The sequence below is a fragment of the Gillisia lutea genome, from assembly GCF_021568705.1.
GTDB classification, from domain to species: Bacteria; Bacteroidota; Bacteroidia; order Flavobacteriales; family Flavobacteriaceae; genus Gillisia; species Gillisia lutea.
The window spans coordinates 148,992-173,096 of the sequence record NZ_JAKGTH010000011.1 but is presented as its reverse complement, the minus strand read 5'-3'; the positions used below and the strand labels follow the sequence as shown (position 1 = coordinate 173,096).

Sequence of the window (24,105 nt, the reverse complement as noted above, 5' to 3'; positions counted from 1 at the left end):
ATCAAAATCAACTAATTACCGATTGCATAAAACTCGAAACCTATATCTTCCATTGCTTTACGCTCTAATAATCTTCTTCCATCGAATAAAAACGCTGGCTTCAACATGTTAGAGTAAATTTCTTTCCAATCTAATTTTTTATATTCATCCCATTCAGTTAATACAGCAACTGCATGCGAATCTCTACATGCATCTTTCGCTGTATTAACAACCTTTAATAAAGATCTATTTTCATTTTCACTTCTTGTACCTAGATAATCTAAATCTGCATATATTTGCTCTTCAGTCACTTTAGGATCATAGACTATAATTTCCGCTTGCTCATTCATTAAATAATCTGCAACATAAATAGCGGCAGATTCTCTTGTATCATTCGTGTCTTTTTTAAAAGCCCAACCTAAAATTGCTATTTTTTTTCCAGAAACAGTATTGAATAAAGTCTTTACTATTTTTTCCGCAAACCGTCTTTTTTGATGATCATTAAGTATAATAACTTGCTCCCAATAATCTGCAACTTCTCCTAATCCATAAGATTTAGCTATATAAACAAGATTTAAAATATCCTTTTGAAAACATGACCCTCCAAATCCAACGGAAGATTGCAAAAACCTGGAACCTATTCTAGAATCCATTCCAACCGCTTTGGCAACTTCATTTACATCTGCACCAGTTTTTTCACACAATTCGCTCATTGCATTAATACTTGAAACCCTTTGAGCCAAAAATGCATTTGCTGTTAACTTAGACAATTCTGAAGACCATACATTTGTAGTTAAAATATGTTCTTTTGATACCCAGTTTGCGTAAACATCTACCAAAGCGTTCACAGCTTCTTTACCTTTTTCTGAATCAATATCTCCACCTATCAAAACCCTATCTGGAGTTAATAAATCATCAACCGCAGTTCCTTCTGCTAAGAATTCTGGATTGGAAAGAATTTGAAATTTCACACCATTTCCAGTGTTCTCCAATATATTTTTTAAGGCTTCTGCTGTTCGAACAGGTAATGTCGATTTTTCCACTACAATTTTATCCGATGTTGAGACACGCGCGATTTGTCTAGCACATAATTCGATAAATTTAAGATCTGCAGCCATACCCTTACCCATCCCGTAGGTTTTGGTTGGAGTATTAACGGAAATAAAGATCATGTCAGCCTTGTCTATTGCATTATCAACTTCAGTAGAAAAGAACAAATTCCTTCCTCTTGCCTCTTTTACTATATCCGATAATCCAGGCTCATAGATTGGAATATTATTTACATCTTCATCATTCCAAGCAGCGATCCTTTTTTCATTAATATCTACCACTGTCACATTAATATGTGGACATTTTTGCGCAATTATTGCCATAGTAGGTCCGCCTACATATCCAGCCCCAATACAACATATATTTTCAATCTTCATTCTATAATTTTTTATCACATTTATTCCCTAAAACTCCTTTAACATCGTAAACTACAGCATTAGCTTTTTTTAGACCATTCAAATCCATGTCCAAAAATTCCTTATGTGAAACTGCTAAAACAATTGTATCAAATTTTTCGTTTGGTAAAGTTCTAGTAGTTGGTAATGAATATTCATGCGCCACTTCCTCCGGATTAGCCAAAGGATCAAAAATAATAACATTCATTCCATATTCCTTCATATTGCGAATAACATCAACCACTTTCGTATTTCTCACATCAGGACAATTTTCTTTAAAAGTAATACCTAGAACTAGAACATTTGCACCTTTTACCTTAAGATCATTCTGAAGCATTAATTTAACAACTTCAGAAGCAACATACTGCCCCATAGAGTCATTCATTCTTCTACCCGCCAATATAATTTCTGGATGGTAACCTAACTCCTGAGCCTTCTGAGCTAAATAATATGGATCTACCCCAATACAGTGCCCGCCAACTAGACCCGGTTTAAAAGGCAAGAAGTTCCATTTTGTTCCTGCTGCTTCCAATACATCTTGTGTATCAATACCCATCATGTTGAAAATCTTTGCGAGCTCATTAACAAAAGCAATATTAATATCTCTTTGGGAATTTTCAATTACTTTGGCGGCCTCAGCAACTTTAATGGTTGGCGCCAAATGCGTTCCGGCAGTAATTACGTTAGAATAGAGTTCATTTACCCTCTTCCCAACTTCTGGAGTAGAACCCGCTGTAACCTTTAATATTTTCTCTACAGTGTGCTCTTTATCGCCAGGATTAATTCTTTCTGGAGAATATCCAGCATAAAAGTCTTCATTAAATCTAAGTCCACTTATTTTTTCAAGTACTGGCACACATTCATCTTCTGTAACTCCCGGGTATACAGTAGATTCATAAATAACGATATCTCCTTTTTTCAAAACCTTCCCGACACTTTCGCTACTTTTATATAATGGTGTTAGATCAGGCCTGTTATTCTTGTCTACAGGGGTAGGAACCGTGATTATATAATAGTTACAGTTTGTAATATCATCTAAATTGGTCGAACAGTATAAACCATTTTTTTCTGAAGGAAATTCTACCAATGCAGATGCCAACAGTTCATCTTCAACCTCTAAAGTACTATCATGCCCTCCCATTAACTCATTAACTCGGTCCTGATTAATATCAAAACCAATTACAGGGTACTTGGACGCAAACAATCTTGCTAAAGGCAATCCTACATATCCTAGACCAATGACTGCTATTTTTGTATCGTTGTTCATTTTTTTTTTATTATTTATAAATTCTCACATAATCAAATCTGAGATGAGAACCAAAGTGTTTGTTTATTATAAATTTTCCCAGTACCATTTAACAGCCTCTTTAAGACCAGACTGTATATTATACTTTGGATCATAATTTAATATTGTTTTCGCTTTATCTATGGAAGCTAAAGAATGGGGAATATCTCCTGCTCTTTCTGGACCATGCTTAATTTCAATATCTCCTATTTTAGAATCATACTCAGAAAGATATTCCTTCAACAGTGTAGTTAACTCAAGTAAATTGGTTCGATCTCCAAAAGCGGTATTATATACCTGATTCAAAGCTTCTTTATTATCTGTTGTTAAGGCCAATAAATTCATTTGAACAACATTATCTATATATGTAAAATCACGGGAATAGGTACCATCCCCATTTATTACTGGAGATTCATGATTCATTAGCTGAATAACAAATTTTGGAATTACTGCCGCATAAGCGCCATTTGGATCCTGTTTTCTACCAAATACGTTAAAATATCGCAAGCCTATGGTGTCAAGATCATATGCGTTTTTAAAAATATCTGCATATAATTCATTAACATATTTCGTAATAGCATAGGGAGAAAGCGGTTTACCTATAACATCTTCTACTTTAGGAAGATTCTGAGAATCTCCATATGTAGAAGAACTTGCAGCATACACAAATCTTCTAACCTTAGCATCTCTGGCTGCAACCAACATATTCAAGAATCCAGAAACATTTACTTCATTACTGGTAATTGGATCTTTTAAAGAACGTGGAACAGACCCTAACGCGGCTTCATGTAGGACAAAATCAACCCCATTCGCCGCTTTCTGACAAGTTTCTAGATTACGAATATCCCCTTCTATAAGTGTGAAATTAGGATTATCAAAAAATACACTTAAGTTTTCCCGTTTTCCCGTTGCAAAATTATCCAAACAAATAACTTGAGCACCTAACTCCAAAAGCTTTTCACAGAGATTAGAACCAATAAAACCGGCACCCCCTGTTACCAGAACCTTTGAATTATTTAATGAAGAAAACTGCTCCTTATTCATTTATAACTATTTAAATTAATTTTAGAATTTGCAAAGATAGTATTTCTAATTTAAGCCATGCGTTTGTATATCTTAAAGAAATGTAAAACAATTCATGAATAGCTGTCAATACTGTCCGCCAAAAGGCACAACCCTAGTTGTGACTAGTGCTTCTTACCTTTACTGATATTCTTAACAGATACTCACTATATTCATTTTTACCTAAGAGCTCAGCTAGTTTCAAAAGTTGTTCCTTAGAGATATATTTTTTATCGAATGCAATTTCCTCTAAACATGCTATTTTAAGACCTTGACGTTTTTCGATTGTATGAATAAAGTTTGAAGCTTCGAGTAGAGATTCATGAGTTCCCGTGTCTAACCATGCAAAGCCTCGCCCCATTAATTGAACATCTAATAAATTTTGCCCAAGGAAGTCTTGATTTATAGTCGTTATTTCTAATTCCCCTCTTGAACTGGGTTTGCATTTTTTAGCCATTTCTATTACTGAATTCGGATAAAAATAAAGCCCGGTTACAGCATAATTGCTTTTTGGTGTATTTGGTTTTTCTTCAATACTTAAAGCTTTTCCTTTACTATCAAATTCTACCACACCATATCTTTCAGGATCCTTCACGTAATATCCAAATATAGTTGCCCTCCCGTTCTTACTAACATTATTAACAGCTTCAGACAAGAGCCCTGTTAAACCTTGGCCGTAAAAAATATTATCTCCTAATATCAGACAGACATCGTCTTTCCCTATAAATTCTTCCCCTATAATAAAAGCTTGGGCTAAACCATCAGGAGAAGCCTGCTCTTCATAATAAAAACGTAATCCTAATTCCTCTCCTGTCCCCAACAACTTTCTGAAATTTGGAAGATCTTCTGGAGTAGAAATGATTAAAATTTCTTTTATTCCCGATAACATTAAAACGGATAAAGGATAATATATCATTGGCTTGTCATAGATTGCCAATAATTGTTTTGATATTCCTCTTGTAATTGGATAAAGCCTCGTTCCGGTTCCACCTGCTAATATTATTCCCTTCATATAATTTATTAAATTGGAGCTTAATCCATATGATACTTCTGATATTTTCCGGATACTATATTCTGCATCCACTCTGAATTTTCAAGATACCAGTCTACAGTTTTCTCTAAACCTTCTCGAAATGTAACTGATGGCTCCCACCCTAGTTCCTTATTTATCTTTGTGGCATCTATAGCATACCTCTTATCATGTCCAGGGCGATCCTCAATATGCGTTATTAATTTAGCTGAAGCCCCTTTCTGCCTATTTAATTTTACATCCATTATTTCACACAACACCTTAACCAAATCTAAATTTTTCCATTCATTGAAACCCCCAATATTATAAGTAGACTTATTTAGACCTTTATGAAAGATTAAATCTATAGCCTTTGCATGGTCTATTACGAATAACCAGTCTCGGGTGTAATTACCATCCCCATACAGAGGTAAAGATTTATTCTCTATAATATTAGATATAAAAAGCGGTATCAGTTTTTCGGGAAATTGGTTTGGCCCGTAATTATTAGAGCAATTACTTATAACATAAGGTAAATTGTAGGTTTCCCCATAGGATCTCACAAAATGATCTGAACTTGCTTTTGATGCTGCATAAGGGGAATTGGGAGAATAGGGTGTTTTTTCTGTAAATAAACCTTCTGTTCCTAAACTCCCATAAACTTCATCTGTACTAATATGATAGAACCTTTTATTATTATCAAAATTAGGTCCCCAGAATTTCCTTACAGCATTTAACAAATTAACTGTTCCAATAACATTCGTCTTTACAAAAATCATAGGGTCATTTATAGACCGGTCTACATGAGATTCTGCTGCTAAATGAATTATATTATCAAATGCAAATTCCATGAAGAGATCTTCTATCGCTTGGGAATTATTGATATCGGCCTTTAAAAAAGTATAATTAGCAGCCTTTTCAATATCCTTCAAACTTTCTAAGTTTCCGGCGTAGGTGAGAGCATCTAAATTATAAATTTGATACTCTGGATATTTATTAACGAATAGACGCACTACATGAGACCCTATGAAACCGGCACCTCCTGTAATTAGAACTTTTTTCATGATTGATTTACCTTTTCTCTTATGGAATCCATTTTATTCTACTACACCTAGACTTAATTCAAATTAAGAACTATTCTTTTAAATCGAGTATAAGATCTCCGTATTTGAATGGAAAGTCAAATATATTAAATCTAAGTTTAGACTAATCTAATAGCAACAAACATCTTCTTTAAAAAAGGTTTGAAATCTTTCCCCTATAACTTTCAATATTCAAGTTAAACTTATACTAAACACTCTTCCGAATTTGTATTTGCCCGAATAGCAGAGTAATTTTATGTGAATTCAACCAAAAAAATTGATTATGAAAGATTACGGAACATTGTCACAAGCAATAAATAAACTGAAATTAGAGGAAGGATACGAATATGATTTCAATCTTCTAGATGAAAAAATAGAATTAAAGTCAGAAAAAGAATTCTTCCATCATGACGAATTTGAAGTGGATAAAGTACTTCGATTTGAAGGAATGAGTAATCCGGATGATAATGCCATTCTTTATGCTGTAACCACTAATAATGGCAAGAAAGGAGTTTTAGTAGATGGTTATGGTATCTCAAGTGGGCAGATTTCTAAAGCCATGTTAGATAAACTTGATCTGAAAGAGGATCGACCTATTTCAGACCGTTAAAATTGTACTAAACTAAACGTGAAAATTGCAAGAACCTGTGCGCTATTGTAAATTTATATCGAATTTAAAAAACTAATAAATTAAATCTATGAACTATTTAGGATTAGACGAGAAAAAAACTGCTAAAACCGTTGAGGAACTTAATGTGTTGCTTGCAGATTATCATATGTACTATCAAAAATTGAGAAACTTCCACTGGAATGTTATTGGAAAGAACTTTTTTGATCTTCATGAAAAATTTGAAGAATTATATGATGATGCTAAGTTAAAAGTAGATGAAATTGCAGAGCGGATATTAACTCTAAGATTTCAACCCACTAGTAATATGAGTGAGTACTTAAAGGCTTCTAACTTAAAAGAATCTCCTTCAGATATATCCGACTCAAAAATGATATCTACTCTGCTTAATGACCACGGCATTATTCTAAGTCAGATGCGAAAAGTAGTAGAGATCGCTGAAAAAGGCGGTGATGAAGGTACTATTGATCTTATTGGGGCTTATATTAGAGAATTAGAGAAAACAAGCTGGATGCTAGATGCATGGAAAATGAAGACGAGTGAAAATCATAAGACTGTATGATCTCACTGTACTTTTTGAAGGGTTTTAATTTAAATGAATCTATAAAGGGCATATGGAGCAAACTCTTGGGTTGGCTCGATGCCCTTATTCTTAATTTACCAAACTTTGTTTTGGCTGCTTTGGTATTTGTACTATTTATAGTAGTTGCCAAATACACTGCTAAAATTATTGATCGCATCCTTCGTAAAAAAGGATCCCAAGATTCCATCAGGCAAATCACTACTAAGGTTGTAAAAGTTGTAGTGATTTTGATAGGCTTCTTCTTCGCCTTAGGCCTCCTGAATTTAGATAAGGTATTAACATCCATTTTAGCCGGTGCCGGAGTAGTAGGTTTGGCCATTGGTTTAGCACTACAAGGCACATTAAACAACACCTTTTCTGGAGTTATACTTAGTTTCTTACCTGAAATACAAATTGGAGATTGGGTGGAAACCAATGGTTATAGTGGAGAGGTCACTGAAATTACTTTAAGAAATATCGTCATTAGAGGGTCTGACAATAATTACGTAGTGATACCTAATTCCAAAATTGTAGATGAACCTTTCAAAAACTTTACTTCTACCAAACGCTCTAGGGTTATGCTTAATTGCGGAGTTGGTTATAGCAGTGATCTTGAGTTTGTTCAAAAGCTTACCATAGATACGCTATCTGAATTATTCCCGCCTAGAGGAAATGAAGAAGTGGAATTTATGTATACCGAATTTGGGGATAGCTCCATTAACTTTGTCGCCCGTTTCTGGACAGATGTTTCTAAAAATAGAGATATTTTAATAGCAAACAATAAGGCTATAATAGCAGTTAAAAAAGCATTTGATAAGAACAACATCAATATTCCGTTCCCAATTAGAACGATCGATTTTACAAATCAATTATCAATAAATAATCCTAGCAAACAAGATTAAAATCTATTATTTAAAACACAAAGCCTCCACGTTGTTAACCAACTCTGGAGGCTTTTTTCATTCCATAAATTCAAAATTAATCGAACCAAAAAGAGCTATTTCTTGTCTCCCCTTTTTTTCCTAAGGTATTGAATTTATAGCTGAAGCTTAGCATGAAGTATTGTTGTAATACAGTACTCTCAACGTCCTCTATATAATCTTCACTCGCGGTTCTCCTGGTGTTGGTGTTTTGATTAAGTAAATCATACACTTTAAAGCTTAGCGTACCCTTGTCTTTTAAAATGGAATAAGCTAATGAACTATTCCAAAACACTGAATTTTGCTCAAACCCTGATTGTACATTAGGATTATGAACATACCTTATATCATTACTCCACTCCAATTTTTCAGGATACGATGTTGTAGTTCTCAACCTTAGCTCATGTCTCAAAAAATTCTGATCTTCGAAAGCATCTAAATCGAAGGTGTTTTTAGTAATATTCAGTTCATAGCTCGGTCTAATTTCAAAAAGATCTTTCCAAATAAAACGAAGCCCTAAATTAGGGCTGTATGTAAAAGTTTTGCTGGCATATTTGATGTTATTATTGAAATTAATATTTCTGTTTGCATTTACACTTGTTCCTATCTCATAATTAAGAGATCTAATACTATCTAATTCTATCTTTTTACTGTAGTTGATATTTGCATAAAGCTGATAATAGCCATTCACATTCTCATAAGTAGTTGTTCTAACAAATGAAGGATCTATAAACGACTTCTGAACTACTCTATCATCAGCAAAATTTAAATTAACATAGCTATAAATACCTGTTCTGGATTGAAAATCGTAATTATTGAAATTGAGATATAATCTATGAGTTTTTGCAGGTTTTAAATCGGGATTACCTTGAATGGTATGTAAAGGATTAGAAACATCTACGTACGGAGATAATTCTCTAATATCAGGAACACTATTATAATAATTATAGCCGCCATATAAACTTGTCTTCTGACTAAATTTATATCTTAAATTCCCGCCAAATTCAAATGCATTAAAATCATTTTCAAAGTTGATGTCTCTTAAAGCATCTTCACTTTCCAGTGTTCGAAATACATAAGCGGTGGTGAACCTAATTCTAAATTTATCTACATCATATATCAAACCTAACTCGGGTCTGGAACTTCGGTCCCTATTTGTAAAATCTGTACTTTGTTCTAAGTTAAATAAAGAATATGAGTCACTTTCCTCGTTAAAATCATACACTAATTGTCGATCATCTTTTTTACTATTGCTGAATCTATATTCTGCCTCCATAAACATCTTGTTTGAATAAAGAGGGACCCTCCAATTAGTACTAAGTTCCAGATCATTTGTTTTCTGATTTCCATCGGTATACTGATTTCTTAATATTTGCTCAGGATCCTCACCAAATATGAGGGTTTCCGAATTTAAATAACTATCAGAATCGGTATCATTAATCTTATTTTCCATGCTGAGACGTACAAATCCGCCATTAGATCCATATTTCTTATTCACACTTAGGTCATTACTAAAATCTCTTCCTTCCCTAAAATTACTATTATCATTATTAGAAGAATTGGTAAGTACCCGATCTTCATTTAAAGTTTCTTCGAGATTAGAGTACTTGGAATCAGATTTGCTGTAATTGAATTTTGGTCTTGCTTCTATCAAAAAGGTAGTATCAATCTTAGTTTTAAAATTTAAATTAACAGCATGATTATCACTGCTACTCACCGTGTTGGATGTAGAATTTGAAAAATAACGGCCATCCGGTAAAATATTCTCTCTGCTTCTTATCCTATCTTCATATGAATTGGAAGCTGAATAAAAATAGTCGGAACTCAACTCTGTCTTTTTCCCTAAATTATCGGCATAATTAGCACCTGCAGTTCTGGAATTCGTAATTCCCTGTCCGCCTCCAAATACTTTCCCTCCAAAGTTCAAAGTCCCATTATTAATGCTTATATATCTGGCTGAACCAAACATCTTCTGAATTTCTCCAAAACTAAACCCGGGAGAGTTGATGTTATTCCCCCCTGCCAGCACACTAATTCTCAAGTCATTATCGAAATAGTTTATTAAACCAGCATATTCAAAGCGTTCATCGGTTCCTCCACCTGCAGCTACCCTTCCAAAAATCCCTTTGTTCTTCTCTTCATCGATGGTAATATTAATAGTTTTATTCTGGTCGTCTCCAGCCTCTCCATTAAATGCCTCAGAATCCGATTTGGTATCGGTAACCTGTATTTTTTCAACGATCTCTTTGGTAAGATTTCTAGTGGCAATTGTTGGATCGTTTCCAAAAAAAGGTTTTCCATTAACCAATATTTTATTCACAGATTTTCCATTTACGGTAATATTCCCTTGCTCATCTACCTCTACTCCCGGTAGCTCCTTCAATAGATCTTCAACATTTGCATCTTTTTTCGTCTTAAAAGAATCTACATTAAATTCTAGGGTATCCTTTTTAATAGTGATTGGGGGACGTCTAGCTTGAACTACAACATCGCCTAGAGATTCTATCTGTTCTTCCAAAGTAATTTCCGGTAAAACCATATCCCGATTTTCAGAAAAACTGATCTTCCTCTCTACTGGCTGATATCCCACGAAGGAAATTAGTAGGTTTACTGAAGGAGATTGAGTCTGACCTTTCAAGTTAAAATTCCCGCCTTTATCGGTAATTGTATAGGTTATTAAAGAACTATCCTTTAAGGTTTCCACAAAAACGGTGGCAGCCTCCACTGGAGCTTTACTGTTAAAATCTATTAATCTACCCGAAATAGAAAACTCTTGAGAATAACTAAAAAAGGAAATTGCTGTAAAAACAACTGATAGGAAGAAACGGTTAAACATATGAATTTAGATTTTCTTAAGCCACTAAGAACCGAAATAATGCTATAACTATAGAAATAGTTGATTTTATTTAAGAAAAAATTAACATCATGTATGAGATTAGAAATTTCACTTGTTTATAAAAAAAAGATCCACAGTAGTGGATCTCTTAATCTGTTATAAGCAAGTTTAAAATTTGAAACCGAAGCCGAAGGTAAATCGTGTGCCTTCTCCCCCACCAAAAATACTGAAGGTCCCATTAATCGCTTCAGCACTATTTATCCAAACTCCTCCACCATAACTGTCATGCCAAATTTTACTATTGTCCGATTGTTCCCAAACTCTACCTACATCGTATCCTCCAAAAATTCCAATTTGAAAGGGTAGAAAAGAAGTTTTAAACTGGTTGAAACTATATCTAAGATCAGCTCCTGCGGCAAATGAAGTCTTCCCTGCAAATCTGTCTAATCTATATCCTCTTAATCCATTATCTCCTCCTAGGGTAGCTGCCTGATAGAATTCATAATCATCTTCCATATTAAACTGAGCTTGGACATTCGACTTAAGCACCAGTTTTCTATTTGGAATTAAAGCATTATAAAAACCTAAATAAGGTTTGAAGTATCCAAAATGACTATCCGTATCGGTTACATCTAATTTACCTCCAAGATTCATTTCGAATTTCATACCTCGAGTTGGGTTTAAATTATTATCGTAGCTCTCATATCTATAGGTAGCATCCAATCCTGCAAAATATTTCCTTTTGAATAGATCGGTATCATCACTTGTAAAATCTTCAGTAATAAAACGGTTTGCAGTTTCATCTACCTTAATACCTTCTATGGAGGCCATATAACCAAAATAACTTCCGAAGGGTGATTTTCTTACAAATCCGAATTCAACTCCAAGTTTCTCAATTTTAGCGCGGTTATAATCAAAATCCACTTCATCGTCAAAATTTGGAGTTTCATTTCCAAAGCCAAAGAAATTATTGGTAGAATTAGGGCTCTCGTAATATCCTCCTATTGCCAAATTAAATTTCTTAATAATACTGGCAAACTCACCTTGATAATCGATATTGAAACCATTGGTTCCAAAATAATACCCTGCAGAAAAAGTATGTCTTGCAGTAAAAGGATTCCTCTTGAATCCATTAATGGTAAGAATGCTTTGAACCCCTAACTTAAAGCCATCATCCGGATTATATCCCAAACCTGGTAAAATAGAATTCGATTTAAAGGTTTTCTTATCCTTATCAAAGGTATTTATCTCATAATTATCTCGAAATCTGAGTTTTGCCTTACCTATAGATTCAACCGTATTAGGTTTAGATTTGTGATCGTATATTTTAATCTTCTTACCGCTATCTTCGGCAACTTTATAAACATCGTTATTTTGCCCTCCTATTACTCGTACAAAAATAAGGTCTTTAGTAGGCTTTCCTGAAACTTCAAAAACATCATCATCATCAAGACCGTAAACCCATATTTCTTTTGTTTCTGACTTCTTATAAATTTTCTCACTAATAACTTCGGCTTTCTCTCCATCTTTGATTCTTGAGATTTTTACTCTGGTTTGGTTATTTTCAAGTCTAGTTATTTCAATATAATCATCCTTATCGGTTCCAGTAACAATTGCAAGTTTACTTACATACCCATAATATCTTTGGGCGATATCAACTATATTATCTCTTCTACCTTTTAAGCTTTTTATAAGATAGTCGGTACTTTCTCCACGAGTAGCCTCCGGAAGTTTGAGAAAGGCTTGTTCTATAATCTCATCAGTAAGATGTTCCTGAATATGTTTAGCCTGTTCAACCCAGGCTTCTTTGCCAAGATTTTGCAAGAGTGTTCTATCCAATCCTGTAGCAGCAGTATTAAACCATTTAACATCTTTTATATCATCACTATATACCGCAAACTGATTAGCAAAACCTGCGAGCCCCCGCAGTGTTCCTAGAAAAGCTCCATCAAAATTAGCAAAAGCCTGGTCCCTATCTCTTGGAATAGGTTCAAATTGAAAATTCCCGTCTGCATCTTCAAATTCAGCCCATCTCCATTGGTCTTGGTGCCTGTCCCAATCTCCTATTAGCATATCAAATATACGAGCTCTTATATAGGCCTTTTCATCTAAATGATATTTTTCATCTCTCCTTAATCGCTCAAACATTCCTGAAGTACTCTGTATATCATGATTTGGCTCTCCAAATGAGTTCAGCCCTAACCAACCATCTTCAGGCCTTTCAACAATCATATAAAGCTCATCACCATATTCGGCATTGTATTTTCCCAATGCTTTTTGCTTAGGAACATAGTATAATTGCGGATTTGTATGATAAATTCCTGCTGCATTAGACAGTGTGGGTATCGTTAGAAAAGCGTATGGATGTGCAGCTGTATAAAAATCGTTTAGCACATTTTCGGCAATAGTATTTTCCAATTGTTCCTGAATTGGGACATTTTTAAAAGCAACAGTTTGTAAGAATTGAACTGCGCTTTTCTTAATTCTACGCATGTTATATTCTCTTCCGGTAGTATCTTTTAATCTAACAGAAAGTGTTTGATGCCCACCTCCCTTTAATACCGGGGTAAGCCCTCCGTATAAAGTGTCAAGATCTGCTACCTTTACCTCTACTTCTTTCCCATATAGCTCTCTGTACCGCTGCCCCCAAACACTTTCATACAACGCACTTTTCTCGGTTTCCTCTTTATTATAAACCGAAGCTGAGATCTTAGAAGGGAATTTTTTCGGCAATTTCGAAGTGTCATATTCCTGGGGTGCAGCAAACACCTCATGTCTAAATAAAAGTTTGGCCTTATTATTCTCATTACCATAAAAACTTGCCCATGAAGATCCATCTTCAAAAACATCATAAACTGCAAACCCCTGATCTGGATATGCAAAAAGGCCATCATTGCTCAATACTGCATAAGAGCCTTTCGAACCTGAACCCGACACAATTTGCTTGATTTTACCATGTTCAATATATTGTAAAGAATGCTCATGCCCAGAAACGAATATCAGCCTATCAGAATCCTGAGCAATCGTTTCCAATCTATCTACCAGCGACTTATAACGCTCATTTTGCGCGTCTTGAATAGAAACTCCTCCACTGGTTCTAATAAGTGCTGCTAGGGAGCCTAACACAGGAATTGGAATTTTCTTTTGCGAAGGATAAATATGTCTGGTGAAATTGTATTGCCCACCATGTACTCCATTTGTATAAAGTGGATGGTGTAATGCTACAATAATAGTTTTATTTTGATTCTTACCCAGCTCCGATTCCAGTTCCAGGAATAAAGCTTCTCTGGTTTTTATGTTCGGGCAGTTATCATTAATTGTTGGGTGTTTATCCCAATCTTCAAGATACCATTGTGAATCAATAATTATCATCTGAATATTGTCAGATATTTCAACAATATCAAGACCACAACCAGATTTTGGGGAAAACTTGAGTTTCTCACCAAACTGCTCCTTTAAATAACTTTCCTCTCGCTCCAACCCGGCTATACCTTCATTATACCAATCATGATTTCCAGGAATAACAATAACGTTACCTTCATATTTTTCAATGGCATCCAACTGAGCATCCAGTCTATATTCAGCAGTTTCTCTTTCCGGACTATCCTTAGGAGGCAAGCCTACAGGGTATACATTATCTCCTAAAAACAGGGTATAATTATTAGTAACTTTAACTGAATCTATAAAATCTTTAAAAGCTATCAGGCCCTCTGAAATTCCACCCGTAGGAGAGTATCCACCATCTCCAAGCAGGTAAAAAGATTTTTCAATTTTTTTATTGGTAGGGTAGCCAAAATCTTTAGGCAGGTCTTTATCTCTATATTTCGCATCGTAGGTAGAACATCCAAAAAGGAGTACTGAAATAAGAAAAGATAAAAATATGTTATTTTTTTTCATAGAATTTTGCTGGAGCTTTTTTTTTGTAATTTGGCATTATATTTAATCTACATTTTAATGACTGAATTGATTAGTAAAACGGATGCTTTCGTACTTGATTTATTCAAGGAAAAATTACCAAATACCTACATCTACCATAACTATAATCACACTCAGCGTGTGGTTAAAAGTACTAAAGAATTAATTGAGAATTCCGAAATTAATGTTAAAGAAGAACAGATCTTGCTGCTCTCTGCCTGGCTTCATGACACGGGATACACTGTGAAATTTGTAGATCACGAGCATGAAAGTGCTAAGATTGCTAAGAAGTTTTTAACAGAAAATAATGTGAATCCGGAGATAATAAGCGAGGTAGAAAAATGTATTCTTGCAACAAAATTTGATTCTACTCCAAACGGCAAATTAGAGGAGATTATTCGCGATGCCGATAGTTCACATTTCGCTAAAGATTATTTTGATGAAACAAGCGAATTCTTAAGACAGGAATTGCAGCTGCTAAACATTCGTAATTATACTTCGGCAGAATGGATAGATGAAAATATTAAAATGTTTACCGATAGACATAATTATTATACCGATTATGCTTTAAAAAACTGGAAACCTTTAAAAGACCAGAACCTATCCAATTTATTGGAAAAACAAAATAAAGAGGTTAAAAAATTAAAGAAAGAAGAAGTTAAAGCGAAACTAAAAGCAGAATATAAAAACAATAACCCGGAAAGAAGTATTCAAACGTTATTTAGGGTTACCCTAAGAAATCACATCAAGCTTAGTGATATTGCCGATGCTAAGGCAAACATCCTGCTTTCTGTTAATGCCATCATCATATCGTTAGCGCTGGCCAATATAATCCCAAAACTTGATGCCGCTTCTAATAAACATCTTTTAATACCAACCCTAATTTTGGTAGTATTTAGCGTTGCATCGATTATACTTTCCATAATGTCTACAAGGCCTAATGTAACTGCAGGCGAATTCACAAAGGAACAGGTGGAAAACAGAGAGGTTAACCTTTTATTCTTCGGTAATTTTCATAAGATGCCTTTCGAGCAGTTTAAATGGGGTATGAATGAGATTATTAAGGATAAAGATCGGGTTTACGAATCGCTAATGCTCGACCTGCATTTGTTGGGCCAGGTGCTTAACCGAAAATATAAATTGCTGAGATTAACCTACACAGTATTTATGGTAGGTATTATCATATCGGTAATAAGTTTTGTATTAGCTTTTTACTTGGTTAAATAATCTACTAAACCATCATAGGTTATAGTTTTATCAGTAGAGTTTTCATCCGGGTGATATAAAATATTTACCCGGATAGCTCTTAACCCAATTACTCCCTGCACATCTTCCAATTCTAATAATTCTACCTCTTCCCCTAAATATTTCTTGGTTTGCAGATACTTTATATAACGTAAATACTCTCTTTCATCGCTGCTTTGAGAGTAAATTATAGCTATTTTCCCTTTTTGAGTAATACGCTCTTCGGTATTTTTTATAAAAGCTTTATCTATTCTCTTCTTAATAATCTCATAACGAGCATTATAAGTGCCATCCACATCAAACTTTTTCTCATCCATTCTATATCTTATAGATAAAGTACTGTTGAAAACCAGGATCAATGAAGCTGCATCTAACTGGATTGGCGTTGACCTTTGAAGCTGATAGAATTTATTTTCCATCTCACACATGGTACCCAATTGCCACAATCTTAAATTATAAAGGTAAACACTATTAAAAGGTTTATTATTGGTAAGCGAAGCACCTATATACATATTATGGTCTACCCCATCGGTTTTATACCTTTCAAAATAATGAGGATAGATCTTTTGAGCAGCTACTTGTTTTTTATCCAGAAAACGAGCCATCGTACGGTTTATGCGCTGTACAGTCTCATCATAATGCTTTCTGTGATTATATACTACTCCGGTTTCAGGATTGAGTTGTTTTTGATATTCCACCACCAGTTCATGCAGCTCTCCCGACTGGTTACTTAAATGATCCATCAACGGATTCACTTCGCGCTGCAACAAGTTGAAAACCTTCTGCTCACTCGAGGCGTTTAAATTATCGTCCAGATCTTCTTTGAATTCAGTAATTCTAAATCTTACCTGATCATATATTGGCAATTCCTCTATTTGATATGCCTTGTCTATAATAGTTTCAATAAGGTCTAACTGATGCATAAGATCCTTTTGAATGGCACAGTTCCGTGCTTCCGATGACCCCACGATATCAATTTGCCCGTAAAGCGGGTAGATGTCCTTAAAGGCGATATCTTTAAAAGAAGCCAGCCCATCTTCATCTAAATCCTTGATAAAGCGCTTTGCTTCTTTTTCAAAGATCCATAATACACTAGGATGTATAGAAGTACACTCACTTTGAATTACAGCCTTCACCCTATTTTCAAACTCACTTCTATTTCTTTCTACAGAGGTAACAATATATGGAAGGATGTCATCTAATTTAATAGCATTAATACTATTAAGTTCATTCTTTCTGGGAGAAACTATCTCTAAAACCCCAAGCAAGCTGGTATCATTGGCAATTGGGGCCAAAATACAACTCTTCACTCCATTTTTAATAAGGTTTTGCGAAAGGAGGTTATTAGAGGTTTTTTTTGCATATTCATCAATATTGGCAATACTAAAATAATTTTGTTCTTCTATAAGCTTACGAAAAGAAGCTTCACAAATTCCCGTTTTACAGTCATTTACCAATTCCTTATTCAGTATAAAGCTGTTGGCCGCCTTATTATCCATTCTCTCAAATACCATATCCCTTTTATTGAACACAGTAAAACCAACTCTTATATCGGGGATCCTGAAAATTGACTGAAATATCTCCTGAAACTTTAAAAGTTCATCCTGATTTGACGTCTCTTTATGTAGCAGAGTGGTTTTTAGTTCGGAGATGGCGTCATCTATAGTTACATCTATTAAATTAACAATTGTAAAACCTTTAAAATTCCAGCTATGTGGTGGGAATTTCTTTTTCCAAAGTTCTGCATCTTCAATATTCTGAATAAGAAGGTCTACATCCTCTTCGGTAATATCAATGGCGTTCTCACCCGGTTCAATCTCAATAAAATCTGCATTTAAAGCAATTCTATAATGTTTTAAGATGCCATTTTCATCTGGAATATCATAATATAAAGGCCTTGAAAAATCTATATCATAACCATAATGTTGATTCAAAATAAGAATACAGCCATAGATATAGAACATATCCTCGTCTATGTTCCTTATTATCAGCTCAAAATCGTCTCCGGCATTGGCAAGGATCTTCCTAAATCTATTAGAAGAATTAAAAATTATACTATGAAAAGGGACTGTGGCGGCCTTTATCTCGTTATTACTTAAAATACTCGGAAAAAGATCATCCAATAAAATGCGAATTGCATCTTTATATTTATAAAGATCATCTGGATCTTCTATCCCCTCCTCCAATTTAGGAAAGGAAGTCACATATTTTAATACTTCCTGAAGATAGTTTTTAGCAATGCTGCTCTGTTCTTTTTCAACCTGCTGCTTATACTGCTCTATAATTTTATGGAAACTAATTTTTATATGTAAAGGAAAGTCCTGTAGCTGATTTTTCATATTTTGAAATATAGCATAAAATTAGCGTTTCTTTAAAGCCGTTGCTCACAACTCATTGAAATTAACAATTTTTTATAAACTTAATCTCCTATTCAATTTCCAGTTATGTATTTTTGCCGCAAAATTATTTATTTATGAAACAGTTTATAGCTGCAATTTTTATATTAAGCCTTATTGGATGTAACAAATCATCTGATGGTTATTCAATTTCAGGAGAGCTGAAAGGTATTGAAAATGGAAAAATGGTGTATCTATCTGAATTAGATAAGAACCTTCAACCCACAAAGATTGATTCGACAGTAGTAAAAGATGAAAAATTCTCATTGGATTTACCTGAAGTTACACAATCTAACCTGAACTTCCTTGCTGTTGAAGGCGTGAATGGAAGTATTGTTTTTATTTCTGAGAACGAACCTATTGAATTTGAAATTTATAAAGACAGTCTCCCAACATCTGATGTTAAAGGAGGAAAGGAAAATAAAACCTTCTATACCTATTTGCATCATTTAAAAGATGTCAACAAAAAAGTTATGGGGGTAAGAACAGATATGCGTAAAGTGATGACTACTTCCCGCGACTCTGCTGAGATAGCCTCTTTACAAAAAACAGAATCTGAATTGAAAGATAACGATATCACTTTTAAGAAAAAGATAATCAAAGAAAACCCGAAAGCTTTCACCTCTGTACTTGTTCTTACAGATATGATAAATATGGGAACTCCTGCAAATGAGATAAAAACGCTTTTTGAAACCTTAGATGAAAAGCTAAAACAAGCTCCTTTAGCCGTTTCTTTAAAAGAAAACTTGGATAAAAGAACTGCGGTGGAAATAGGAAGTGTTGCACCAAACTTTACCGCACCAGATACTGAAGGAAAACCGGTTGCCTTGAAAGATGCTATGGGAAAAGTTACATTAATAGATTTTTGGGCTGCCTGGTGTAAACCGTGTAGAATGGAAAATCCAAATGTAGTGGCTACTTACAATAAGTACCATGATAAAGGTTTCAATATTATTGGGGTGTCTTTAGATAAGGAAAATCAGAAAGACAAATGGCTACAAGCTATTGCTGATGATAACTTAACCTGGACTCAGGTTTCTAACCTTAAATTCTGGCAAGAGCCTGTAGCGCAATTATATGGAGTACAAGCGATTCCTGCACAATTTATTCTTGATGAGAATGGGGTAATTGTAGCCAAGAACTTAAGAGGAGACGATTTAGATGCAAAGATCAAGGAACTGCTAGAACAGTAGTTTTTATTAAATAAGCAAAAAGCCTCGAAATAGATTAATTTCGAGGCTTTTGTATTTTATGAGTAAACTGGGTTTATTCCAAAAGGAAACCAATATTTACTTTAACACTCACTTCCAGTTCTCCTGGAGCAATGGTTTCCTGACTTCCACCGGCATCGCTGGCTTTCATCATTTCCATTCTATAAACAGGCTGATAATTGCTTGTTTCAATTTCACTGATACTTACCGCTTTTCCTATATTCTGCCCAAGCGGATTAACATATTCTAAAGCTTTACGTTTGGCATTTAGCACTGCTTTTCTTCGTGCTTCGGTTTTATGCTTCTCCATTTCAGAAGATTTGAACTGAATACCATCAATTCTATTAAGACCTGCTTCTAATAATCCGCTCATGATCTTTTCATAGTTCTTAAGATCTTCCAATTTAATAGAAATAGCCTGGTTTGCTACATAACTATAGGTCTTATCATTATAGTTGTAATTTTTATTCAAATTCAAATAATCTGTTTGAATGTTCTTCTCAGCTATACCCTGAGATTTCAGATATTTAATAATTGAGTTAACAGTATTGTCATTCTTGCGTTTAACTTCCTGCACATCTTTTCCCTCATGTTCAATTCTAGATTTAATTGTGACCTGATCTGGCGCTACCTTTACAATTCCCTCTCCTGTAACATTTACAGTTGGTGGAGGTGTAGGTATTTGTTGTGCTTGTACAGCAAAAGTCCCTAAAGCTGCAAATAATAATAAAATTGATTTCATAAGTTATTTTTTAATTGATTCAATCAACTTATACAAATAAGATACCAAGCTTATAATTTTCCTTGTTTTTGCAATACAAATAGAATTACAATTGGAATGGCCAACAAAATAACCATGAGTAAATGTTGTTGAAAGATCCAGGGAGCAAGTAGTAGTGTTAGTATATAACCACCAACTGCTCCACCAAAATGTGCGTCATGCCCAATGTTTCCTAAACGCTTTTTCATCCCGTATATGGTATACAATAAATATCCTATTCCAAATACATACGCGGGAATTGGAATTATGAAAAATAAGCCAAGCATCATATCTGGGCGAAGTAAGATTGCTGAATATAGAATTCCCATCACAGCACCACTGGCCCCTACTGCACTATAACTATATTCGTCTTTATGAAAATAATAACTTAATACATTTCCAAGAATCAAACTTGCCAAGTACACTATTACAAACCCGAAAGAGCCGAGGTCATAAATTACCACATTCGCAAAAAAGTAAAGTGTAAGCATATTCACTAGAAGATGGGATGTGTCTACATGAAGAAATCCTGAGGTGAAAAATTGAAATTTCGACCCTCTTTTAATATCGGCAACATTGAATTTATACTTTTCAAAAAAACTTACATCATTAAATCCTTTAAATGAAATTATAACATTTGCGGCAATAATGATGATGGTTATCAAGCTTAAATCTCCCATAGATACTTACGTTTAGTGCCAAATATACCATATATTTGTTGAAATTTTTTGTTGATGCAACTATTAGTTTTCTGGTTGATTTATCCACTTGTGTGGCTAATTTCAAAACTCCCTTTTTGGCTTTTTTACAAAATATCTGATGTGGTATATTTTATAGTATATCGTATTATAGGTTACCGGAAGAAAACAGTTACCGAGAACTTAACTCTTGTTTTCCCCGAAAAATCTTCTGAAGAAATTAAAAGCATACGCAGGAAGTTTTATCAGCATATGTGTGATATGTTCTTAGAAATGGTAAAAAGTCTTTCTATTAGCAATGATCAATTAAAAGAGCGTTTCACTTTTACTAATTTAGATGAGATTGTAAGAATTAGAAAACTGGATAAGAGCATTATTTTGATGTGTGGCCACTACGCCAGCTATGAATGGTTAAATGCCTTGCAACTTTATGGCCTGGATTATAAAGGTTATGGCATCTACAAAAAAGTGAAGAATAAGTATTTCGATAAGATGGCTAGGGACATTCGGGGACGATTTGATGGGGAGCTTATTTCTTCATCCAAAGCCACACTAACTATCACTCATAATGAAAGTGAAGGCAAACGAGGAGTCTATGCCATGATAGCCGATCAATCTCCTAAATTAAGTCGATCGAAGTATTGGAGTAATTTTCTGGGAGCTAATGTGCCTGTATTTTTCGGCTCTGAAAAACTTGCAAAGAACCTCGATATGGCTGTGGTTTATTTGCATGTCGAAAAAATTAAACGAGGATACTATAGCGCAACTTTCTTCCCTATCTCTGATTCCCCAAAGGAAGAACCCACATTTAAAATAACCCGAACCTATCTTGATTTGCTTGAAACACAAATAAAGAAAGATCCAGAATACTATTTATGGACACATAAGCGCTGGAAGCATAAAGATGCTATACTTCCAGCGGATGCTACAATAATTTCTAAAAATTTTTAAGAAGCCACTATGGCTTTGATTTCCTTAATCATTTTTTGAGCCAGCTCCTCTGCTTCCTGTTGAGATTTAGCTTCGGTATAAATTCTGATAATAGGCTCTGTATTAGATTTTCTTAGATGCACCCAATTCTCTGGGAAATCTATCTTAACACCATCGATAGTAGATATTTCTTCTTTCTTATGATTTTCCTGAACAGCTACAAGAATAGCATCCACATCAAGATCGGGGGTTAATTCAATTTTATTCTTGCTCATAAAATACTGCGGATAACTCTCTTTTATTGCAGAAACAGTTTGTTTCTTCTCGGCAAGATATGTTAAAAATAAAGCTACACCCACTAAACTATCACGCCCGTAATGACTTTCAGGATAGATAATTCCTCCATTTCCTTCTCCACCTATTACAGCATTAGAAGCTTTCATTAATTCTACCACATTTACTTCCCCAACAGCACTTGCTTTATATTCTTGCTTATAACCATTCGTAAGGTCTCTTAATGCTCGAGAGGAAGAGAGATTACTTACCGTACTTCCGGGAGTCTTCCCTAACACATAATCGGCACAGGCTACCAAGGTATACTCTTCCCCAAACATCTGTCCTTTCTCATCAATAATTGCCAATCTGTCTACATCGGGATCTACTACCACTCCAAGATCGGCTTTTTCTTCTACTACCAGTTTACATATATCTCCCAAATGTTCTTTCAATGGCTCGGGATTATGCGGAAAATGACCATTCGGTTCACAATACAGTTCTACCACCTCAACCCCCATTCTTTTTAAAAGTGCCGGAATGGCAATTCCTCCGGTAGAGTTAACAGCATCTACCACTACTTTGAAATTTGCCTTCGCTACTGCATCGGCATCTACCAATTTCAGCTTAAGCACTTCCTCTATATGCCTGTCTATATAATCGGTTATGACTGTAACCGTGCCCAACTCGTCCACATCAGCAAAATCAAAATTTTCATTTTCTGCATGCTCCAAGATCTTAACACCATCTGCACCATTTAGAAATTCCCCTTTCTTATTCAATAATTTAAGAGCATTCCATTGTTTAGGATTATGGCTGGCGGTTAAAATGATACCTCCATTTGCTTTTTCCAAGGGAACTGCAATTTCTACCGTTGGGGTTGTAGACAGACCTACATCTATTACATCTATTCCAAGACCAACCAAAGTGTTCATCACCAATTGTTGAATCATTTCCCCTGAAATTCGTGCATCTCGACCTATAACAACTTTAAGTTTTTGATCTCCATATTCATCTTTCAGCCAGGTTCCATAAGCAGCCGCAAATTTAACAGCATCAATGGGGGTTAAATTCTCTGCCGGCTTCCCTCCTATAGTACCGCGTATTCCTGAAATAGATTTTATTAAACTCATATTGTTATATTTTATATTTTTTTCCAAACCTAATTTAGAGCTCTACCCTATTTAGGCTTGGCAAATATACAAGCCTCGATAGCTACGCCCCAAAACTTAACATAATTTATACAAAAAGTGCAGTAAATTACTAACTTGTCCTGATGAACTATCTAGCACACATTTATCTCTCGGCTGAAGACGAACAATTGAAGATTGGGAATTTTATAGCCGATTCTGTAAAAGGGAAAAAATATCTCAACTACCCTGAAAAAATTCAAAAGGGTATTATTCTACACCGATCCATAGATAGTTTTACCGATTCTCATGACACCGTAAAAAAAAGTGTGCACAGGCTATTTCCCATTTACGGTCATTATAGCACTGTAATTGTCGATATTTTATACGATCATTTTCTGGCGGCTAATTGGCATGAATATTCAAAAATCCCTTTACCCCAATATACATCTGCTTTCTACCAATTATTAAAGGATAACTTTCAGCATCTTCCAAAAAGAGTGCAACAATTCTTGCCCATTATGATTGACAAAAATTGGTTGTTGAGCTATAAAACTATTGAAGGAATTGAAAAGATTTTATTTCAAATGAATCAGCGAACCAAGAACAGGTCGCAAATGCATCTTGCCGTACACGAACTGGAACTTTATTATTCCGATTTCAAAAGAGAATTTACTATGTTCTTTGAAGAGTTGGAAACCTATACTAATAAAAAAATTACTCAATTATAATTTTCACC

18 protein-coding genes are annotated in these 24,105 nt (G+C 34.6%); 7 read left to right on the top strand and 11 right to left on the bottom strand.

The window, feature by feature from the left end; all coding sequences use genetic code 11:
• Nucleotides 1-11 precede the first annotated feature (11 nt).
• The 5 genes from L1I30_RS13295 to rfbB form a co-directional block, all read right to left on the bottom strand.
• Nucleotides 12-1,406, bottom strand: a complete 1,395-nt coding sequence (locus L1I30_RS13295) for a nucleotide sugar dehydrogenase (RefSeq protein WP_236134789.1) — start codon at nucleotides 1,404-1,406, stop codon at nucleotides 12-14.
• A gap of 1 nt (nucleotide 1,407) precedes the next feature.
• Nucleotides 1,408-2,691: a nucleotide sugar dehydrogenase gene (locus L1I30_RS13290; RefSeq protein WP_236134788.1), complete on the bottom strand. Its 1,284-nt coding sequence runs from the start codon at nucleotides 2,689-2,691 to the stop codon at nucleotides 1,408-1,410.
• Nucleotides 2,692-2,757: 66 nt separating this feature from the next.
• Nucleotides 2,758-3,753, bottom strand: a complete 996-nt coding sequence (locus L1I30_RS13285; RefSeq protein WP_236134787.1) for an SDR family oxidoreductase — start codon at nucleotides 3,751-3,753, stop codon at nucleotides 2,758-2,760.
• Nucleotides 3,754-3,886: 133 nt separating this feature from the next.
• Complete coding sequence (gene rfbA, locus L1I30_RS13280) at nucleotides 3,887-4,783, bottom strand: glucose-1-phosphate thymidylyltransferase RfbA (protein WP_236134786.1); 897 nt, start codon at nucleotides 4,781-4,783, stop codon at nucleotides 3,887-3,889.
• Between the two features lie 20 nt (nucleotides 4,784-4,803).
• The gene (gene rfbB, locus L1I30_RS13275) at nucleotides 4,804-5,844 is read right to left on the bottom strand and encodes a dTDP-glucose 4,6-dehydratase (RefSeq protein WP_236134785.1); all 1,041 of its coding nucleotides are present in this window, start codon (nucleotides 5,842-5,844) and stop codon (nucleotides 4,804-4,806) included.
• Nucleotides 5,845-6,145: 301 nt separating this feature from the next.
• Here rfbB and L1I30_RS13270 point away from each other — a divergent pair, with 301 nt between their 5' ends.
• The 3 genes from L1I30_RS13270 (at nucleotide 6,146) to L1I30_RS13260 (ending at nucleotide 7,954) form a co-directional block, all read left to right on the top strand.
• Nucleotides 6,146-6,472 carry a phosphoribosylpyrophosphate synthetase gene (locus tag L1I30_RS13270; RefSeq protein WP_236134784.1) on the top strand — a complete coding sequence of 109 codons (327 nt, stop codon included), beginning with the start codon at nucleotides 6,146-6,148 and terminating at the stop codon, nucleotides 6,470-6,472.
• A gap of 88 nt (nucleotides 6,473-6,560) precedes the next feature.
• Nucleotides 6,561-7,052: a Dps family protein gene (locus L1I30_RS13265; protein ID WP_236134783.1), complete on the top strand. Its 492-nt coding sequence runs from the start codon at nucleotides 6,561-6,563 to the stop codon at nucleotides 7,050-7,052.
• Nucleotides 7,049-7,954, top strand: a complete 906-nt coding sequence (locus L1I30_RS13260; protein WP_236134782.1) for a mechanosensitive ion channel family protein — start codon at nucleotides 7,049-7,051, stop codon at nucleotides 7,952-7,954. The genes L1I30_RS13265 and L1I30_RS13260 overlap by 4 nt, the downstream gene beginning before the upstream one ends.
• 76 nt (nucleotides 7,955-8,030) lie before the next feature.
• Here the strand turns inward: L1I30_RS13260 and L1I30_RS13255 are convergent, their stop codons facing one another.
• Nucleotides 8,031-10,808 (bottom strand): outer membrane beta-barrel protein, encoded by a 2,778-nt coding sequence (locus L1I30_RS13255; protein WP_236134781.1) that lies wholly within the window; start codon nucleotides 10,806-10,808, stop codon nucleotides 8,031-8,033.
• A 168-nt stretch (nucleotides 10,809-10,976) separates the two neighbouring features.
• A complete protein-coding gene (locus L1I30_RS13250; protein ID WP_236134780.1) occupies nucleotides 10,977-14,705 on the bottom strand; it encodes a metallophosphoesterase in 3,729 nt (1,242 codons plus the stop codon).
• 57 nt (nucleotides 14,706-14,762) lie between these two features.
• On the opposite strand from L1I30_RS13250, the gene L1I30_RS13245 reads away from it, so the two are divergent.
• Complete coding sequence (locus L1I30_RS13245; protein ID WP_236134779.1) at nucleotides 14,763-15,950, top strand: Pycsar system effector family protein; 1,188 nt, start codon at nucleotides 14,763-14,765, stop codon at nucleotides 15,948-15,950.
• On the opposite strand, the gene L1I30_RS13240 is transcribed toward L1I30_RS13245, so the two are convergent.
• Nucleotides 15,935-18,307: a GAF domain-containing protein gene (locus tag L1I30_RS13240; RefSeq protein ID WP_236134778.1), complete on the bottom strand. Its 2,373-nt coding sequence runs from the start codon at nucleotides 18,305-18,307 to the stop codon at nucleotides 15,935-15,937. The genes L1I30_RS13245 and L1I30_RS13240 overlap by 16 nt on opposite strands.
• 134 nt (nucleotides 18,308-18,441) lie before the next feature.
• Here L1I30_RS13240 and L1I30_RS13235 point away from each other — a divergent pair, with 134 nt between their 5' ends.
• The gene (locus L1I30_RS13235; protein ID WP_236134777.1) at nucleotides 18,442-19,557 is read left to right on the top strand and encodes a TlpA disulfide reductase family protein; all 1,116 of its coding nucleotides are present in this window, start codon (nucleotides 18,442-18,444) and stop codon (nucleotides 19,555-19,557) included.
• A gap of 73 nt (nucleotides 19,558-19,630) precedes the next feature.
• Here L1I30_RS13235 and L1I30_RS13230 read toward each other — a convergent pair whose 3' ends face one another.
• Both L1I30_RS13230 and L1I30_RS13225 read right to left on the bottom strand, forming a co-directional pair.
• Nucleotides 19,631-20,317 carry an SIMPL domain-containing protein gene (locus tag L1I30_RS13230; protein ID WP_236134776.1) on the bottom strand — a complete coding sequence of 229 codons (687 nt, stop codon included), beginning with the start codon at nucleotides 20,315-20,317 and terminating at the stop codon, nucleotides 19,631-19,633.
• 50 nt (nucleotides 20,318-20,367) lie between these two features.
• Nucleotides 20,368-21,015, bottom strand: coding sequence for a rhomboid family intramembrane serine protease (locus L1I30_RS13225; protein ID WP_236134775.1), 648 nt, complete (start codon nucleotides 21,013-21,015; stop codon nucleotides 20,368-20,370).
• Nucleotides 21,016-21,069: 54 nt separating this feature from the next.
• Here L1I30_RS13225 and L1I30_RS13220 point away from each other — a divergent pair, with 54 nt between their 5' ends.
• On the top strand, nucleotides 21,070-21,984 hold the full coding sequence (locus tag L1I30_RS13220) for a lysophospholipid acyltransferase family protein (RefSeq protein WP_236134774.1): 915 nt from the start codon (nucleotides 21,070-21,072) through the stop codon (nucleotides 21,982-21,984).
• On the opposite strand, the gene glmM is transcribed toward L1I30_RS13220, so the two are convergent.
• Complete coding sequence (gene glmM / locus L1I30_RS13215) at nucleotides 21,981-23,369, bottom strand: phosphoglucosamine mutase (RefSeq protein ID WP_236134773.1); 1,389 nt, start codon at nucleotides 23,367-23,369, stop codon at nucleotides 21,981-21,983. The two genes, L1I30_RS13220 and glmM, sit on opposite strands and share 4 nt — an antisense overlap.
• Nucleotides 23,370-23,512: 143 nt before the next feature.
• Between glmM and L1I30_RS13210 the strand changes: the two genes are divergently transcribed.
• Entirely contained in the window at nucleotides 23,513-24,097 is a 585-nt protein-coding gene (locus L1I30_RS13210; RefSeq protein ID WP_236134772.1) for an acyl carrier protein phosphodiesterase, read from the top strand.
• Nucleotides 24,098-24,105 lie beyond the last annotated feature (8 nt).